This window comes from Streptomyces sp. NPDC058231 (assembly GCF_042882275.1).
In the GTDB taxonomy this organism is placed as follows: domain Bacteria; phylum Actinomycetota; class Actinomycetes; order Streptomycetales; family Streptomycetaceae; genus Streptomyces.
The window spans coordinates 93,708-111,339 of record NZ_JBHVWN010000009.1 but is presented as its reverse complement, the minus strand read 5'-3'; the positions used below and the strand labels follow the sequence as shown (position 1 = coordinate 111,339).

The following is a 17,632-nucleotide window of genomic DNA, read 5'->3' as shown; positions in this document are numbered from 1 at the left end:
CATCGGGGTCGGGCCCCGCTCTACTCGCCTCCGGGCGGCCGATTCACCTTCACCGCCTGCTGGTTGAAGGCAGCGCGAAACTCTCCGGCGGACCGAGACGGCAAGGACGAACGACTCCTCGGTGGTTCAGCGGAGCGTTCCCCACGGCGGGCCGCCGCGACCGCCGGACGCCTCGCGGGCGAGGGCCCGGACGAACTGGATCCCGTAGTCGCCATGGCTGAGTCGCCGTACGTAGCTACGGCCGCTGTCCGATAGTTCACACCACGTGCGCCGATCCATCCGGGGTTCCGCGCGAAGGCCGTGCTCCAGCATGCCGGCGGTCACCGCCGGGAACACACGGCTGAGCACGGTGGCGGTGCGCCACGGGGTCAGGGGCATCAGGGCGTCAAGGGCACGCAGCGCCTCTTTCGCGGCCTCGTCCCGGTCGGCCGGCACGGAGCCCGGGTCGGGCAGGAGGTCCGTCTCAACCGCCCGATCCGCCCGCGCGAGAAGATCGCCTACGCCGAGAGCGGTGGCGCCATCCCACTCCCCTGGTATGACGACCCGTATGCCGAGGCCGTTCCCGGAGGCCCGGGCCCGGGCCAGGGAAGCCGCCTGGTGGGAGTGGACCACCGGCGTGCGTGGAGTTTCGGACGCTGCATCGGCCCGAGCTCCGACCTCGGTACGGCGTTGATCCGCCTCGTGTCCCAGTTCCCTGAGCCGTCGGTCGCGTTCGGCCTCGGCGGCTTCCCGGTCACGTCGCACCTGGTCGTCCGCGAGGCTCAGCCGCACGGCCGTGCGACCCTTCTCGGCCTGGTCGCAGGCGGCTCCCCAGGCGAGGGCCACCTCGCGGCGGCTTCCTGGAAACCGGGCGGCGAGGCAGGCTCCCCGCCTGTCATGCCCGAACCGCCTCCGCGAGGCATGGAAGACCCCCCGCTGGTGCAGCACCGGCCAGCGGGGAGGCGCACCCGTACCGCGTCCATCCGTCCGATGAGGAGGCGGTGGTCGCCCGCTTCCGTGCTGTGCGCCGGCATGCACTCGGTGTGCGCGAAAATGCCGCGCTCCAGGACGGGCAGCCCGGCGGCCGGCCGGGCGGGTACGGCAGTTGCGCGAACTTGTCCGGGGAGCGGCCCGCGAAGACGCGGGCGGTGTCAGCGCCGTCCTCCGCGAGCAGGTGCAGGACGAACGCCCGTCGGGACAGCAGGGCCGACAGGTGCGGCAGTGCCGGTCCAGGCACACCAGCAGCAGGGGCGGCTCGGCGGAGACCGCGGAGGAGGCGCTACAGGTGAGCCCTCTGGGCGTGTCGCCGGCCTCGACGGTGGTCACCACCGCGACCGCTGCGGGGATCGCTCCGAAGAATCCGCGGAACTCCTCGGGGTCCATGTGTGCCGTACCCGCCTCCGCGTCGACTGGTTGTGCGGCCCGGCCGTTCCCGGCCGCACCCCGGAGGCTGGTGCCCGCCGTTGGAGACGTGGTGGAGATGCGCTCAGTCCGTGCCGGCGGCGCCCCCGTAGCCGTGCAGGAACGCGTCGACCGCGCGTGTGACGCAAGCACGGACCTGTGCCGGGCTCGGGGCGCGGCTGGCGTAGGGGCTGATGGTGATCTCGGAGTTGACCAGGGCGACGAAGTGGAGGGTGGCGCGGGCGGGGCTGGAGATGTGCAGGAGGCCGGCGTCGGTGAGCTGGGACAGGCGCCGGGAAACCTCGTGCTGGACACGGAGGGGGCCTGCCTGCTGCCAGGTGTCGATCAGGGCGGGCGAGAAGTGCTGCACCTCGGCCTTGATCTGCCGGATCATCGCGAAGTGGTCGGGGAACTGGGTGCGCTGGCCGACGAGGGCGCGGCCCAGGGCGATCAGGTCGGCGCGGGCGTCGGTGCCGGCGAGTTGTTCGGCCACCGTCGCGATGAAGGCGTCCGCCACCTGGCTGGCGCTGTCGTGGACGACGTCCGAGAAGAGGTGATCCTTGCCCTGGAAGTGGTTGTAGATCGTGCGGGTGGACACCCCGGCTTCGGCGGCGATGGCCTCGATGCTGGTGCGGCTGTATCCCTCGCGGCCGAAGACGGTACGCGCGCCTTGGGTGATGGCCCGGCGTTTCGCGGCTCTGCCGCCGGGTCGGCCGGGGCGTGGCAGCGCGTCCGGGTCGGCGGGGGCCGCGGGTGTGGTGTTCAGGGGAGCCTCCGGTGTATCGGGTGGCCCGTCGGCCAAATTGCTATGCACGTTGCATTTTACTTACTCGGGGGTCGAACGGTCCGCCACTCGGTTCAAGAACGGTCCGCCACTCGGTTCAAGAGCCGTCCGCCGTTCGCTCCTGGGGCGGTCCGCCGCTCGGGCTCTCAAGCCAAGGGTGGCATCTCCAGGACGGTCTTGCCCCGGCCGTGTCCGCCCTCCACGGCCCGGACCGCCTGCGCGGCCCGCTCGAACGGGATCACGTGCGTCACCTTCGGGTCCAGGGCGCCGGTGCGGACCAGTTCCACGACCGCGCCCAGGATCGCTGGGTCGCGCACCGGCCCCACCGGTGCGCCGCCGAGTGCGGCGACGGCGTCCCGGTCGGCGCCGCTCACCAGTTTCGTACGGTCCGCCAGGAGCGCGGCGCTCTCGCGCAGGACCTCTCCGCCGACCAGGTCGAGTACTCCGTCCACGCGGCCCGGTATCCGCGCGGCGAGGCCGGGCCCGGAGGCGACGAACCGTACACCGAGTTCCTCGACGAACGCCCGCTTGTCCTCGGCCGCCGAGCCCACCACGGTCAGCCCCAGGCCCGCCGCCACCTGCGCGGCGGCCACGCCGACACCTCCCCCGACTCCGGTGACCAGCAGCGTCGCGCCTGGCGGCAGGGCAAGTTGGCGTACCGCGCCGTAGCCGGTGGCGGCGGCGATGGGCAGGGCGGCGGCGTCGGTCCAGGAGACCTCCGGCGGTTTGCGGACCGCCGCTCGCGCGGGCAGCAGGGTGTACCGCGCGTACCCGCCTGTCGTCGGGCCGCCGAGGACCGCGTCGCCCACGGCGAAGCCGGTGGTGCCGGGGCCAAGCGCGACGACTTTGCCTGCCGCCTCGCCGCCCATCACGGCAGGCAGCACGACGGCGGGCGCCCCGGCCGGGCGGCGGCCCGAACGGCGTTTCCAGTCAACGGGGTTGACGCCGGCCGCGCGTACGGCGACCAGCAGGTCACCGGGGCCCGGAACCGGTCGCGGGAGGTCGGCGAAGTGCTCGACCTCCGGTCCACCGAAACGGTCGTACACATAGGCCAGGGGCATGCGACACCTCGACGTCTCTGTCTGGCTTCAGGCATTAAATGCCATGCACATTGCATTTTACCTAAGCCGCCGGTTAGGCTTCCCGGGCGTCGGCGGAGCCCTGTCTTCCGCCGCTGGTACCGACGCGGCGAGCAGAAGGAGCGCAACGTATGGGCAGCACGGTCGCGATCGTCGGCGGCGGATACGGAGGGGCTGCGCTGGCCCGTGAGCTGGACCCGGACTTCGATGTCGTTCTGATCGACCCCAAGGACGCCTTCGTCCACGCGGTGGCGGCCCTGCGCGGGCTGGTCGACGAGGAGTGGGCCCAGCGGATCTATTTCGGGTACGACGGGCTGTTCACCCGGGGCCGGCATGTGCGCGACCGCGCCGTGGCGGTGGACGCGGGAGGTGTCACCACGGCCGACGGCACGCGCATCGACGCGGACTACGTCGCCCTCGCCACCGGTTCGTCGTACCCCTACCCGGCAAAGCCGGACACCGAGGACAGCGCCGACTCCGTGCTGCGGCACGCGAACACGCGGGCCGAACTCGCCGCCTCCTCACGGGTGTTGCTGCTCGGGGCCGGTCCCGTCGGGCTTGAGCTGGCCGGGGAGATCACTGAGCGGTGGCCGCAGACGCAGGTGATCGTGGTCGACCCCGCCGAGGACGTGCTGGGCGGGCGTTATCTGCCCGAGCTGCGCGGCGCGTTGCGCGAGCAACTGGCCGAGCGGGGCGTGCGGCTGGAGCTGGGCAGCGCGCTGAGCGCCCCGCCGTCGGCGCCTGCGGGGGTGCGCGAGCTGTTCTCGGTCACCACCGAGGCGGGCATACGGATCGACGCGGACCTGTGGTTCCGCTGCTACGGCATGAAGCCGCTCAGCGACATGCTGGCCGGTGAACTCGCCGCCGCCCGGCGCCCGGACGGGCATGTCGAGGTCGACGAGCACCTGCGGGTGGCGGGCACGCCGAACGTGTTCGCCGTCGGTGACGTCACGGCCGTGCCCGAGCCGAAGCGGTCCAAGGCGGCCACCGAACACGCCGTCACGGTCGCGGCCAACATCAGGGCGCTGGCCGCCGGGCGCCCGGTCGAGCAGACCTACCGGCCGGGGCCGGACGCGGTGCTCGTGCCGCTGGGTTCGACCGGCGGCGCCTCGCAGGTGCCGGGCCCCGACGGTCCGGTCGTGCTGGGCGCGGCGGAGACCTCCGCCTACAAGGGTGCCGACCTGCTGCTCGGGCGGTTCGGCGAGCTGTTCGGCGCCTCCGCCTGACCTTTCCGGCCACCCGAAACGACCGTACAGCGCCGCTTCCCCGCACGTCCGCCTGGCTACGAGAGGTCGTTGACCGATGACGAACGGAACGCAGTCCCTGGTCGGCAAGGTGGCCGTGGTCACCGGCGGCGCGGGAGGGATCGGCGTCGCGACGGTGGAGGCGCTGGCGGTCGCGGGGGCGCATGTCGTCCTCGCGGACGTCGCGGACGACACGGCGAAGGCGGCCGCCGAGAAGCTGGCCGCGCAGGGGCTCTCGGTGGTCGGGCACGGCGTCGACATATCCTCCGAGGCGAGCGTCGAGCGGCTGGTGGACTTCACCGTCGACACCTTCGGCGGCATCGACGTCCTGGACAACAACGCGGCGCTGACGGCCGCGATCCGGCATGACCGGGACGTCGTGTCCATGTCGGTGGAGCTGTGGGACCAGGTCCTCGCGGTCAATCTGCGGGGGCCGATGCTGCTGTGCAAGCACACGGTTCCGGTGATGATCGAGCGCGGCGGCGGATCGATCATCAACATCACCAGCGGCCAGGGCCTGTCCGGTGACCGGGTGATGGTCGCCTACGGCAGCTCCAAGGGCGGGCTGATCGCGCTGACCCGGTTCGTGGCCGCCGCGTACGGCGCGGACGGCATCCGCTGCAACGCGGTCGCGCCGGGGCTGGTCCGCACGCCGGCGCTGGACGCGGACATGCCGGTGCCGGTGCAGCAGATGTTCCAGAGCGCGAACCTGATCCCGCGCCTCGGCACTCCGGAGGACGTGAGCCAGTTGGTGGCGTTCCTCGCCTCCCCGGCCGCCTCGTTCATCACCGGGCAGGTGCTCTCCGTGGACGGCGGCTTCCTCGCCCACCTGCCGACGCTCTCGCCGCTGCCGCCGCGCTGAGGGCCCGGGATGGTCTGCGTACGGCCGGACCCGGCGGACCGTTCTGACGCGGTCCGCCAGGTCCGGTCAGCCCGTCCAGGGGGCGATGCCCGCCTCGATGACGGGGACCTGCGGCGCTCCCGCCCAGGCGTAGTAGCCGTCGGGGCGGACCAGGAGCGCCTCGTCGCCGCCGGTGCGGTGGGCGACGACCAGCCCGTCCCGGGCAAGCCCGCCGGCCTCCGTACCCGGCGGCAGGGCCAGCACGAAACGCCCCTCGCGCAGCACCTCGTACAGGCGCCCTCGGTCCAGCTCCAGGTCGGGGGCGCGCTTGCCGGTCAGGGGGTGCGCGCCTCTCGGGGCGGGGTAGGAGAAGCCGATGCCGGTGATCTCGCCGACGGCCTGCCGGGTCACCGGGCGTACATGGGTGACCACCAGCTTGCGTACGGTGCGCAGGGCGATCTCCAGCGGGTTGTGGGCCATGGCGAGGCGCAGGTTGAGGCCGCTGCTGCGCAGGACCGCCTTGCCGATGGGATGGCGTTCGGCGTGGTAGCTGTCCAGCAGGGCGTCGGCGGACCGGCCGTTCTGTACCGCCGCCAGCTTCCAGCCGAGGTTGGCGGCGTCCTGGAGGCCGGTGTTCATACCCTGGCCGCCGGCCGGGGAGTGCTGGTGGGCGGCGTCGCCGGCCACCAGGACGCGGCCGACGCGGTAGTCCGGGACCTGGCGTTCGTCGCTGTGGAAGCGGGACAGCCAGCGCGGGTCGTGCATCCCGAAGTCGGAGCCGAAGGCCCGCTCGATGAGTTCGCGCAGCTCCTCGAACTCGACCGGGGAGTCGTCGGGTTCGCCCCGGTGCGCGCGGTCCCAGCCACCGACCCGCCAGTAGCCGTCACCGAAGGGAGCGATGAAACCGAACGCGCCACCGGTGCCATGCACCCGCACCACGAGGGGCGGCTCCTCGGTGAACTTCACGTCGGCGAGCGCGACCGACCGGATCACCACCTTGCCGGGGAAGGGCAGCCCGAGCGCTTCCCGCACCGCACTGCGCGCCCCATCGGCGCCGACGAGATACCCGGTCCGTACGGTCGCGCCGCCCGCCTCCGTCCGCACCGACACAGTGACGCCGTCGCCGTCCTGCTCCAGACCGGCGACCTCTGTGCCGTACCGGATGACCGCGCCGTTCTTCAGGGCCCGGCGCAGCAGCAGCTTCTCCACCTCGTACTGCGGGGTGACCAGCAGGAAGGGGAACCGGGACGGCAGCGCGCCGATGTCGAACGGCACCGCCCCGAACAGCCGCAGCTCGCGGATGGTCTGGCCGGTGAGGACGAGTTCGTCGGCGAGCCCCCGGGCGTCGAGGAGTTCGAGGGTCCGGGCGTGCACACCGAAGGCGCGGGTCAGGTTACTGATGCCCTTCGGGCGCTTCTCCAGTACGACGACGTCGACGCCGGCCGCCGCGAGGTCACCGGCGAGCAGCAGCCCGGTGGGGCCTGCGCCGGCGACGACGACGGGGGGCTCATGCGTGTGAGACATCCGCGACTCGCTTCCATCGGTGGGAATCGGAGTCCGCCCCCGAGAGGGGGTCGGAAAACGCGGTGGTATCGGAATCCGTTTTCCGGTCCGGCACCACGCGAGTGATTTTCGGGTGGTCGCCTCGATCTATTCGCTGCGGCGACAAAAATTACGGCAGAAGAAGACCGCAGGTAGCTCTTCGTATTGCCGTGAAGAAATTCAGGCGTGCCCGAGCCGGAATCCGACGCCGCGTACGGTGACGACCCAGTCGCTGCCGCCGAGCTTTCTGCGGAGGCTGCTGACGTGGGTGTCGACGGTCCGCCGGGACCAGGAATCGCCCCACACTTGCTGGAGCAGGCGCTTGCGCGAGATGACCGTGTCGGGGTGGGAGGCGAGCAGGCAGAGGAGGTCGAACTCCTTGCGGGTCAGCTCCACGCCGTGGCCATCCACGCAGACCTCGCGGGAGTTCACGTCGATGTGCAGCGGACCGTGGTCGATCGCCCGGCCCTGCCCGCTCTGGACGCGCACACGCCTCATGACCGCGTCGATGCGGGCCATCAACTCACGGAAGCCGTAAGGCTTGACCAGGTAATCGTCCGCGCCGGCCTGGAGTCCGAGGACTCTGTCCAGCTCCGAGCCGCGCTCGGTGACGACGATCAGCGGGACACAGCTGACGGCGCGGATGGCCTTGCACACCTCCAGGCCGTCCAGGTCCGGCAGTTCGAGTTCCATCAGGACGAGGTCCACGCACTCGTGGGCGGCCAGGGCGACGCTGCCCCGGTCCACGGCGGCCACCTCGTGGCCGTGCCGGCGCAGCCCCTCCGCCAGGGCGCAGGCCGCGGAGGCGTCACCCTCGACGAGCAGGATGCGCCAGCCTGCGGTGCCGGGTACCGCGACGGGCGCCGGGCCCGGCAGGAGTTCGGTGCGCTGGTTGGGTATAAGAGGCCCTCGCAAGAACTCTGACGTTTGCGTCATACTCTCTCCCCCGTAAGTCATGTTCGTCGCACGAAGCAAAACTCACGCACGATTCTATGAAACCCGGGCCGCACGTTCCATCCCGTCCCAGTGAATTTTCTGTTGCAGCAGTATGAAACGGTTTTCGGTCACTTGGCGCCCGGAATCGTCTTTACAAAGTTCGGTTGCGCATTTCTCAGGCGCGCCCGGTCGTCGGCGTCCAGCAGTCTGCGCAGCAGCGTCGTCAGCGTGTCCCGCTCCTCGGGGGTGAAGCAGCCGAGGAAGGAGTCCTGGGACTCCTGGGCCACCTGCCACAGCCGGCGCTGCAACTGGGCCCCCTCGCCGGTCAGTTCGACCAGTTGCCGGCGCCGGTCGGACCGGTCGCGGGTGCGGCGCACCAGCCCGCGCTCCTCGATCGCGTCCAGGTAGCCGCCCAGGTGGCTGCGCTGGAAGTCGAGCCGGTCGGCCAGCACGTGCTGGGGCAGCGGACCGAAGTCCGAGAGCGCGGTCAGGGTCGCGAAGTGCGGCAGCCTCAGCCCGTGCCGGCCCACCGCCTCGACGAGCGCGTCGTGGCCGATTCGCGCCACGTGCCCGGCGAGGTACGACGGCAGCGCCAGCAGGCTCGGCGGGCGGGGCGCGCCGTCTTGAGTTGTGGCGCCCGAAGCAGATTCAGGGGTTTCGCTCATGCGTTCACGATACGGGAATACAGTGACTGGACGTGATGATGACATCATGTAATCATTCCAGGGTGATACTAGTTCGGCGCTCATTCCGTGCTCCGAAACCGCGGACCGAGGCGCCCGTCCCCGGAGGACCGCTCCATGACCGACACACCAGCCCCCGGCGCACAGCGCGGCACCGCCGCCCCGTTCGCCGCCCTGCTCCTGGCCGTCCTGTCCTTCTCCCTGATGCAGACGATGGTCGTGCCCGCGCTGCCCGACCTCCAGCGTGAGTTCGGCGCCTCGACGACGGCCGTCTCCTGGGTGCTCAGCTCCTTCCTGCTCACCGCGTCGGTTGCGACGGCCCTGCTGGGGCGGGTCGGCGACATGTTCGGCAAGCGCCGGGTGCTGATCGCCAGCCTCACCGTCTTCGCCGCGGGCACCCTGCTCGCCGCCCTGTCCGACTCGCTCGCCCTGCTGATCACGGCGCGCGCGGTGCAGGGTGTCGGGTCGGCCGCCTTCCCGCTGGCGTTCGGGATCGTGCGCGACCAGTTCCCGCGCGAGCGGGTGCCGGTGGCGATCGGCCTGATCTCGTCCACGTTCGGCATCGGATTCGGCGTCGGGCTCGTCCTCCCCGGCCCGATCGTCGACGCCTTCGACTGGCACTGGATCTTCTGGCTCGGACTGGTCGTCATCCTGCTCGGCATCGCCGCCGTCACCGCGTTCGTCCAGGAGTCCTCGGTCACCAACCCCGGGCGCATCGACTGGGCCGGTGTGGTGCTGCTGAGCGCGGGTGTCGTGGCACTACTGCTCGCCATCAGCGAGGGCAAGTCGTGGGGCTGGACGTCCGGCGGGGTCGTCGGCCTGTTCCTCGCCGCCCTCGTGCTGCTCGCGGTGTTCGTATACGCCGAGAGCAAGGTCCGCGAGCCCCTCATCGACCTCGAACTGCTGCGCCGACCCGCCGTGCTGACCAGTCACATCACCGCGCTCATCATCGGGTTCGGCATGTACGGCGCGTTCACGCTGGTGCCGCTGCTCGCCCAGACCCCGTCCGAGGCCGGGTACGGCTTCGACGCGTCCGTCACCGAGGCCGGGCTGTTCATGGTGCCGATGGCCGTGACGATGCTGATCGCCAGTCCCCTCGCCGGGCGCATCGGCGCGGCCGTCGGCTGGAAGCTGCCGCTCGTCCTGGCCTGCCTGATCGGCGTCGTCGGCTTCGCGGTCTACGCGGGCGCGCACGACACCGAGTGGACCATGTACGTCGGCTCCGGGGTCCTCGGCATCGGCGTCGGCTTCGCCTTCGCCGCCCTCGCGAACCTCGTCGTCAGCGCGGTCGACCGCAGCCAGACCGGCGAGGCGACCGGCATCAACACGATCATGCGTACGATCGGCGGCTCCCTCGGCGCCCAGCTCGCCGCGTCGATCGTCGTCTCCAAGACGATCCCCGGCACCCGGATACCCGCCGAGTCCGGCTACACCACCGCGTTCGTCATGTCGGCGATCGCCCTGGGCGTCGCGACGCTGGCCGCGCTGGCGGGGCCGGGCAAGTTCTGGGGCAGGACTCCGGCACCGGTGACGGCGACTCCGGGTAAGGAGCGGTCACGGTCGGCGGCTTGAGGGGGTTGGTATGCGGAGGCCCGGCGCGGGTGGCTTCACGGCGGGGAGGGGGCGTGGCGGAGCCATGGGGACCAGGACGCACCCCCTCACGTGTTCCGAGCACAACCCCCTTGCCGTTCCCGCCAGTCGTCGCCTCCCTGCCCGCCCCGCCTGCCGGGAGACGCCGACACCGCTGCCACAACGCCGTACCGATATACAGGAGTTCGCGCGCATATGCCTGACTACGGACACGACCTCCTCTTCGGTGCCGTCCTGGTGCCGAGTGCGGGGCATGCCGATGACGCGGTGGCGCTGGCCCGGGTCGCCGACCGGGCGGGACTGGATCTGGTGAGCGTGCCGGACCACCCGTACCGGCCGGAACTGCTCGAGGCGTGGATGGCGCTCGCGGTGATCGCCGCGTCCACCACTCGCGTACGGGTCTTCCCGAACGTCGCAAACCTCCCGCTGCGCCCGCCCGCCGTGCTGGCACGCACCGCCGCCGGCCTGGACCTGCTCAGCGGGGGCCGGGTCGAGCTGGGGCTGGGTGCCGGGGCGTACTGGGACGCCATCGCCGCCGACGGCGGACCGCGCCGCAGCCCCGGCGAGGCGGTGCGGGCGACCCGCGAGGCCATCGACGTCATCCGGGCACTGTGGAGCGAGGGCCGCCGGGTCCACGTACCCGGCGAGCACTACGGGCTCGACGGCGCCACCGCAGGCCCCGTACCCGCGCACCCCATCGGAATCTGGGTCGGCGCCGTCGGCCCCCGAATGCTGAAGCTGACCGGCGCGACGGCGGACGGCTGGCTGCCCAGCGTCCCGCACGTACCGCCGGGCCGCCTCGCCGCAGGTAACCGGGTCGTCGACGAGGCGGCGGTCGCCGCCGGCCGCGACCCCTCCGAGGTCCGCCGACTGTACAACCTCTCACCGGGGCCGGACGGGTTCCCGCAAGGCCCACTTGACGCCTGGCCCGAGCAACTCGCCGCGCTCACCCTGGAACACGGCACCAGCAGCTTCCTGCTGCCCGCCCATCAACCGGCCCTGCTCCAGGCGTTCGCGACGGACGTGGCACCGGCGACAAGGGAGTTGGTGACGGAGGAACGCAAGCGCGCGGCGAACAAGCCGAGTTCGGCGGACAACTCGGGCGCGGCGCCCGGCGTCGGGGCGGCAACCGCCGGGCAGCGTACGGCTGTCGCGGACGCGGCGGGCGGCCGGGACGGTGTCGCCGGGCGGCGTACAGGTGTTGCTGGGGCCCCGGTCCCGGCCACCTTCGCCTCGAACCGCCCCCGAGCCACCCCCTCCGGGGATCCGCTGACCGTACGGCCCACCCCGCCCCCGAAGGCGTGGCGGTCCGCCGAGCGGTTGTGGGACGAGTCGACGCGCCCCGTCGGGCCGCCCGCCGACCCGGAGCGGCGCTATCTGCGTCGCGAGCAGGAGCCGGCCCGGAATCTCGTCGCCGCGCACGACCAGCTCCGCGCCGATCTCGATCGGCTCGGCGAGGTGGTGCGGGAGGTGCTGGCCGACACCCTCGCCCCGGGGGACGCGCGGTCGGAGATCCAGCGGCTGAGCCTGCGGCAGAGCTCCTGGACGCTCGGCGCGTACTGCGCGTCGTACTGCCGGATCACCACCATGCACCACACCCGGGAGGACGAGGACCTCTTCCCCTACCTGCGCCGCTCCGACCCCCGGCTCGGCGAGGTGCTGGACCGGCTCACCGAGGAACACCACGCCATCCACGGGGTGATCGAGCACATCGACCGCGAACTGGTCGCCTTCGTCCGCGAGGAGGGCGGCGAGAAGGGACGGGAGGCGCTACGGGCGGCGATGGACCTGCTCACAGACACGCTCCTGTCGCATCTCGCGTACGAGGAGCGGGAGTTGATCGAGCCGATGGCGAGGTTCGGGACGGGCTGGTGAACGCCGGCCCCTACCCGGGCTCCACGCCCGTCGCCACCGAGCGGGACAGGTCCGTCGACCAGGCGGACCAGGAGCCCGGGTAGAGGGCTGTGCGGGTGATGCCGGCGTGTTCGAGGGCGAGGAGGTCGTGGCAGGCGGTGACTCCGCTGCCGCAGTAGACGACGACGTCGGTGCCGTCTTCGACCCCCAACGCACGGTAATGCTCGCGAAGTTGAGCGGGCATCAGGAATGTGCCGTCCGGCGTGAGGTTCGCGCTCCAGGGGGCGCTGTGGGCGCCGGGGATGTGGCCGGAACGGACGTCTGTCGGGAGGACGTTCGCACCGGAGTACCGGTCGGCGGCGCGGGCGTCGAGGACGATCGCGTCGCCCGCCGAGACCTGATCGGCACTCCGCAGCGCCTCCTGGGGCCACTTCACCGGCGTCAGCCGCGCCTCGGGGAGCACGACGGCGCCGGTCTCGGTCTCGCCGGGCCATCCGGTCAGCCCGCCGTCGAGCAGGGCGGCGGGCCGTCCGGTGCGGCGCAGCAGCCACACCAGCCGGGCGGCGTACGGCCCGCCGTCGGCGTCGTACGCCACCACGGTCGTAGCATCCCCGATGCCGAGCGCGCCTAACGCCCCTGCGAACTCGGTGGGTTCGGGCAGTGGGTGGCGTCCGCCGGTCTCGTCGGGCGGGGCGGACAGGACCGTGTCGACGTCGACCCACACCGCGCCGGGCAGATGGCCGGTGAGGTAAGCGTCGTAGCCGCTGCGGCCGTCCAGGAACCAGCGGACGTCGGCGAGGACGAGATTTTCGCGGTGGGCGCGCACCCACCCGGCGTCGACCACGGGCGGCAGCTCAGGCACCGGCCACCGCCTCGGTCCCGAGACCGGCGACCTGGGGAAGGACCTCGGCGGCGGTCAGTTCGGTGGCCGTCTGGACCTCCGCGTACGGGATGCCGCCGACGTCGATGGCGAGTAGGTGCAGGTCGTGACCCCACAGCTCGTGCAGGCAGCCCAGTTTGTCGACGACCTCGGCGGGGCTGCCGCAGATCGCGGGCCCGTTGTCGCCGATGTACGTGTCGAAGTCCGGCGGGGTCGTGAAGTGCGTGGTGCCGGGCTTCTTCACGGTCAGGTAGTTGTTCATGTAGGAGGCCCACACGGAGCGCGCCCGCTGGGACGACTCGGCGACGAAGACGTGGCTGGCGGCGCCGAGCCTGCCGGGCGGGTCGGTGCGTCCGCTCTCCCGCCACAGGGTGCGGTACGCGTCGAAGACCGGTACGAACGTGCCGGGTTCACGCGCGGTGGTCCCCACGACCAGCGGCAGCCCGTGTTCCACCGCGAGCTGCACGGACTCCGCCCCGACACCGCCGCTGATCCACAGCGGCGGCTTCGGCTGCAACGGCCTCGGCTGTACGGTGACTTCAGCCAACGGCGGCCTGAACTCGCCTTGCCAGGTGACCCGTTCCTCCGTCCACAGCCGGATCAGCAGCTCCGTGTTCTCCCGTTTGCGCGCCGCCTTCGACTCAAGGGACTGGCCGAACACCGCGTACGGCTCGGGGAAGAAGGAGCCGCCCGCGATGAGTTCGAGCCGGCCGCCGGACAGCAGGTCGACGAGCGCGTAGTCCTCGGCGACGAGTACGGGGTCGCGGTTGGCGACGAGTGTGGTCCCTGTCGCCAACCTGATCGTCGACGTGTGCTCCGCGATCGCGGCCAGCACCAGCGCGGGCGAGGAGATGACGTCCCGCTCCCCGAAGTGGTGCTCGCCGACGGTGTACCAGGCGAACCCGGCGTCCTCCGCCTCCACCGCCGCGCGCACCACGTCCCGCAGCCGCTGGCGCTGGGTGAGGGTCTTACCGGTGAGCGGGTCGGGCAGAAGACTGCCGAACGTGATGAGCCCTAGCTGCATGGAATGTCCTCCGTCGCGCTGCGGCCCGGCACGGCGGCCAACAGCTCCCGCGTGTAAGGGTGTTGCGGCGCCCGCAGCAGTTCCTCCGCTGGCCCGCTCTCCACGATCCGGCCGCCGCGCATGACCGCGATCCGGTCACTGACCTGCGCGACGACGGCCAGATCGTGAGAGATGAACAGATAACTCAGCCCACGCCGCTCCTGAAGCCCGACGAGCAGCTCCAAGATCCGGGCCTGAACGGTGACGTCGAGCGCGGACACCGGCTCATCGCACACCAGTACTTCCGGCCCGAGCGCCAATGCTCGTGCGATGGCGACTCGTTGCCGCTGCCCCCCGGACAACTCGGCCGCCTTACGCCGCTCCACGCCGGCCGGCAGCGCCACATCATCGAGCAGCCGTCGCACCTCCCCGCCCCACTCCGCCCTGCTCCCGATCCCGTGATTCCGCAACGGCTCGGTCAGCAACTCCTCCACGCTGAAACGGGGGTTCAGGGAGGCGTACGGATTCTGATAAACAAGCTGGATACGACGATGGAGAGCCCGCCGCGCAGCTCCCCGCACGGTCGTGACATCGACCCCGTCCAGCAGCACCGTCCCGCTGTCGACCCGCTCCAGCCCGAGAATCATCCGCGCGGTCGTCGACTTCCCCGACCCGGACTCCCCCACCACCCCGAGGGTCTCCCCTCTGCCCAACTCGAACCCGACCCCGTCAACGGCAGTGCGTGTACGACGTATTGAAAGCACCGGCCCCCGGACGGGAAAGGCCCGGGTGAGACCGGTGACGCTCAACAGGGGGGCCGGTGGAGCCAGTTCGCTGGGGGTAGGCCGAGCGGCGAGGGTGACCACATCCGCTGACGCGGGGTCAGCCATGCGGGAGGGGGAGCCGCGGCGAAGAAGCCGGGCCATGAGCGGCGGCGCATCACCGGGCGCATCCGCCGAAGCGGGGCCGGACGTGTGGGAACGGCCACGCGGAGGCCGGGCCGTGAGAGTCGGTGCGTCCGCCAACAGCTTGCGTGTGTAAGGGTGTTCGGGGTCCGCGAGTACCCGCCCGGCAGACCCCGCCTCCACCACCCGCCCCTGCGACATCACCACCACGTGCTGCGCCCGGTCGGCGACCACCGCGAGGTCGTGGGTGACCAGAAGCATGGCGGTGCCGGTGGTGGTGACGACTTCCTGGAGGTGGTCGAGGAGTTGGCGTTGGACCGTGACGTCGAGGGCCGAGGTGGGTTCGTCGGCGATGAGGAGGCGGGGGCGGGCGGCGGTGGCGATGGCGATGAGCACGCGTTGGCGCATGCCACCGGAGAGTTCGTGGGGGTACTGGCGGGCGCGTTGTGCCGGGTCGGGCAGTCCGGCCTCGGCAAGGAGGCCGACGGCCCGGGCGGGGGCGTCCCTGCGGGTGGCCAGGCCGTGTACCCGGAGCACTTCGGTGACCTGCGCGCCGACCGGCTTGACCGGGTCGAGGCTGACGCCGGGGTCCTGCGGGATCAGCCCGATACGCCGCCCCCGCACCTCCCGCCACGCCCGCTCCCCGAGCCCGGTCAGTTCCTCGCCCTGGAGCAGGACAGAACCGCCCAGCACCACACCCCCGGCCGGCAACAGCCCGACCAGCGCATGAGCGGTACTGCTCTTCCCCGACCCGGACTCCCCCACCACAGCGGTGATCTCCCCGGCCGCTGCTCTCAGATCGAGCCCGTCCACAGCGAGGTGCGTACCACTCGCGGCGCGGTACCCGATCCGCAGCCCTCGCACGACCAGCAGCGGATCCCCGGCCGACTCCACAGGGGGAACCGCGGCGCGAGCACCGGGACTCCCGGCCGCGCCATCGTCGTACCCGGCCGCCGCACGAGACCCCCGGTCGCCCGCCGAGCCGTAAGCGGAGAGGTCCTGCCCCGGCGCCGGGTCACTGCCGTACCCGGCAAGCCCCCGAACCCCCGCCGAGTCGTGATCACGCACCGGTTCCACCGGATTCACCGATGCCCCCCTTCCGCTTCGAGCACCCGTGACAGCCGGTTCGCCGCGAGGACGACGACCGTGACCGTGAGACTGGGCAGAGTGGTCAGCCACCAGGCCGTCGCGAGGTAGTTGCGGCCGTCGGCGACGAGGGAGCCCCATTCGGGGGCCGGTGGGGGTTCGCCGTAGCCGAGGAAGCCCAGGCTGGAGATGGCGAGGACGACGAGGCCGAAGTCGAGGGCGGCCAGGGCCAGCACGGGACCGATGGCGGACGGGAGGATGTAGCGGGGGAGGATGCGCCACCATCGCGTGCCGCAGAGAATCGCGGCCTCGACGTACGGTGCGGCCCGTACGCGCAGTACTTCCGCCCGCATGACTCGGGTGAACGCGGCGACGCTGGTCGCGCCGATGGCGACGGCGATCTGGCCGGTGCCCACGCCGAGCGCGGTGACGAGGGTGAGGGAGAGCAGGAGCGGCGGGACGGACATCGTGACCTCGACGGCCCGCATGATGACCGCGTCCGTCCAGCGGCCGAAGAACCCGGCGACGAGCCCGAGGATCACTCCGCCGCCCAGGGCGATGAGGATGGCCAGGGCGGTGGCGCGGAGCGACAGGGCGGCGCCGTGGACCACTCGGGCGTAGATGTCGCGGCCCAACTGGTCGGTTCCGAAGAGGTGTTGGGCGCTCGGCGGTCGGAAGCGGTCCGCCGGTACGCCGGTGAGGGGGCTGCGGGAGGTGAACCAGTCCGGTACGAGGGCCCAGCCGAGGACCAGCGCGAGGACGAGGACGGAGAGCGTGACGCCGGGTGAGCGGAGTGGGGCCGAAAACACGCGGCGAAGCCGTGCGGGCTCCTGGACCGGTTCGACGGGCGATCGAGTCAGCGTCGTCATGCGGTCACCAGCCGTCCCGTGGCACGGATGCGGGGGTCGAGCACCGGATAGAGCAGATCGATCAGCAGGTTGACCACCGCGAAAGCCAGAGCGGCGACTACCACCACCCCCTGTACGACCGGCAGGTCCTGCGCGGAGACGGCGGACTGGGTGATGCGGCCCATGCCGGGCCGTGAGAAGACCGTCTCGACGACGACCGCGCCGCCGATCAGCGAGCCGACGAGCATCCCGGCGACGGTCGCGGCCGGGATGGCCGCGTTGCGCAGCCCGTGGCCGAAGAGGAGCCGGGCCCGGCCCGCGCCAGTGGCGCGGACAGTGTCGGCGTACGGCTCCTGGAGGGTCGTGTGGAGGGACTTGCCGAGGACCTGGGCGACGAGTGCGGCTCCCGGGATGGCCATGGTGCAGGCGGGCAGGATCACGCTGTCGAAGCCGCTGTCGCCGAGGGAGGGGAAGAGGTGCCAGCGGAAGGAGAGGAACTGGATCAGGACGAGCCCCACCCAGAAGGAGGGCAGGGACACCGCGAACGATGGGAGTGAGCGCAGGAGTTGGCGTAGCAGAGGGCTCGCGGTGAGGTTCGCGGCGACACCGAGCAACGTGCCCAGGGTCAGCGCGAGCAGCAGTGCGAGGGTGCCGACCTGAAAGGTCGGCGGGATCGCGTCGGCGATCATGCGGGAGACCGGCTGCCCGGTCTGGAGGGACGCGCCGAGGTCGCCGTGGAGCGTGCCGGCGAGCGTGGTGCCGTACTGGACGATCAGCGGCCGGTCGAAGCCGAGTTCTGCGCGCGCCTGGGCGACCTGCTGCGGTGTCAGTTCGGCGAAGCCGCCGCGCCCGCTGAGCATGAGCGCGACCGGGTCGCCGGGCAGCAGCCGCAGCGCGACGAAGGTGAGGGTGAAGGCGGCCCAGACGACGAACACCGCGCGCAGTGTCCGGGTGGCCGCGTACAGGGCCGTGTGCAC

General features: G+C 71.8%; 15 protein-coding genes and 1 pseudogene. 4 read left to right on the top strand and 12 right to left on the bottom strand.

Annotated elements, in window-relative coordinates:
* Positions 1-126: 126 nt before the first annotated feature.
* From ACFVXE_RS09445 to ACFVXE_RS09430, 4 genes and pseudogenes are all read right to left on the bottom strand, one after another.
* Positions 127-825, bottom strand: coding sequence for a hypothetical protein (locus ACFVXE_RS09445; protein ID WP_389670492.1), 699 nt, complete (start codon positions 823-825; stop codon positions 127-129).
* Between the two features lie 420 nt (positions 826-1,245).
* Positions 1,246-1,362: pseudogene (locus tag ACFVXE_RS09440) on the bottom strand (flavin reductase); the annotation flags it as partial.
* A gap of 103 nt (positions 1,363-1,465) precedes the next feature.
* On the bottom strand, positions 1,466-2,194 hold the full coding sequence (locus ACFVXE_RS09435; RefSeq protein ID WP_389670433.1) for a TetR/AcrR family transcriptional regulator: 729 nt from the start codon (positions 2,192-2,194) through the stop codon (positions 1,466-1,468).
* A 116-nt stretch (positions 2,195-2,310) separates the two neighbouring features.
* Entirely contained in the window at positions 2,311-3,225 is a 915-nt protein-coding gene (locus ACFVXE_RS09430) for an NADP-dependent oxidoreductase (protein WP_389670432.1), read from the bottom strand.
* A 149-nt stretch (positions 3,226-3,374) separates the two neighbouring features.
* Here ACFVXE_RS09430 and ACFVXE_RS09425 point away from each other — a divergent pair, with 149 nt between their 5' ends.
* Positions 3,375-4,469: an NAD(P)/FAD-dependent oxidoreductase gene (locus ACFVXE_RS09425; RefSeq protein WP_389670431.1), complete on the top strand. Its 1,095-nt coding sequence runs from the start codon at positions 3,375-3,377 to the stop codon at positions 4,467-4,469.
* Between the two features lie 76 nt (positions 4,470-4,545).
* Positions 4,546-5,349: an SDR family NAD(P)-dependent oxidoreductase gene (locus ACFVXE_RS09420; RefSeq protein ID WP_389670430.1), complete on the top strand. Its 804-nt coding sequence runs from the start codon at positions 4,546-4,548 to the stop codon at positions 5,347-5,349.
* 66 nt (positions 5,350-5,415) lie between these two features.
* Here the strand turns inward: ACFVXE_RS09420 and ACFVXE_RS09415 are convergent, their stop codons facing one another.
* From ACFVXE_RS09415 to ACFVXE_RS09405, 3 genes are all read right to left on the bottom strand, one after another.
* A complete protein-coding gene (locus ACFVXE_RS09415; RefSeq protein WP_389670429.1) occupies positions 5,416-6,852 on the bottom strand; it encodes an FAD-dependent oxidoreductase in 1,437 nt (478 codons plus the stop codon).
* A gap of 198 nt (positions 6,853-7,050) precedes the next feature.
* Positions 7,051-7,806, bottom strand: a complete 756-nt coding sequence (locus tag ACFVXE_RS09410) for a response regulator transcription factor (protein WP_389670428.1) — start codon at positions 7,804-7,806, stop codon at positions 7,051-7,053.
* 128 nt (positions 7,807-7,934) lie between these two features.
* Positions 7,935-8,471 carry a MarR family winged helix-turn-helix transcriptional regulator gene (locus tag ACFVXE_RS09405; protein WP_389670427.1) on the bottom strand — a complete coding sequence of 179 codons (537 nt, stop codon included), beginning with the start codon at positions 8,469-8,471 and terminating at the stop codon, positions 7,935-7,937.
* Between the two features lie 135 nt (positions 8,472-8,606).
* On the opposite strand from ACFVXE_RS09405, the gene ACFVXE_RS09400 reads away from it, so the two are divergent.
* Together ACFVXE_RS09400 and ACFVXE_RS09395 are read left to right on the top strand one after the other, a co-directional pair.
* Entirely contained in the window at positions 8,607-10,061 is a 1,455-nt protein-coding gene (locus ACFVXE_RS09400; RefSeq protein ID WP_389670426.1) for an MFS transporter, read from the top strand.
* Between the two features lie 213 nt (positions 10,062-10,274).
* Positions 10,275-11,954 carry an LLM class flavin-dependent oxidoreductase gene (locus ACFVXE_RS09395; protein WP_389670425.1) on the top strand — a complete coding sequence of 560 codons (1,680 nt, stop codon included), beginning with the start codon at positions 10,275-10,277 and terminating at the stop codon, positions 11,952-11,954.
* A 10-nt stretch (positions 11,955-11,964) separates the two neighbouring features.
* Here ACFVXE_RS09395 and ACFVXE_RS09390 read toward each other — a convergent pair whose 3' ends face one another.
* From ACFVXE_RS09390 to ACFVXE_RS09370, 5 genes are all read right to left on the bottom strand, one after another.
* The gene (locus ACFVXE_RS09390) at positions 11,965-12,795 is read right to left on the bottom strand and encodes a sulfurtransferase (protein WP_389670424.1); all 831 of its coding nucleotides are present in this window, start codon (positions 12,793-12,795) and stop codon (positions 11,965-11,967) included.
* Positions 12,788-13,837: an LLM class flavin-dependent oxidoreductase gene (locus ACFVXE_RS09385; RefSeq protein ID WP_389670423.1), complete on the bottom strand. Its 1,050-nt coding sequence runs from the start codon at positions 13,835-13,837 to the stop codon at positions 12,788-12,790. Before ACFVXE_RS09385 ends, ACFVXE_RS09390 begins: the two co-directional genes overlap by 8 nt.
* The gene (locus tag ACFVXE_RS09380) at positions 13,828-15,615 is read right to left on the bottom strand and encodes a dipeptide ABC transporter ATP-binding protein (protein WP_389670422.1); all 1,788 of its coding nucleotides are present in this window, start codon (positions 15,613-15,615) and stop codon (positions 13,828-13,830) included. Before ACFVXE_RS09380 ends, ACFVXE_RS09385 begins: the two co-directional genes overlap by 10 nt.
* Before the next feature lie 188 nt (positions 15,616-15,803).
* Positions 15,804-16,676, bottom strand: coding sequence for an ABC transporter permease (locus ACFVXE_RS09375; RefSeq protein WP_389670421.1), 873 nt, complete (start codon positions 16,674-16,676; stop codon positions 15,804-15,806).
* Positions 16,673-17,632, bottom strand: a complete 960-nt coding sequence (locus tag ACFVXE_RS09370; protein ID WP_389670420.1) for an ABC transporter permease — start codon at positions 17,630-17,632, stop codon at positions 16,673-16,675. Before ACFVXE_RS09370 ends, ACFVXE_RS09375 begins: the two co-directional genes overlap by 4 nt.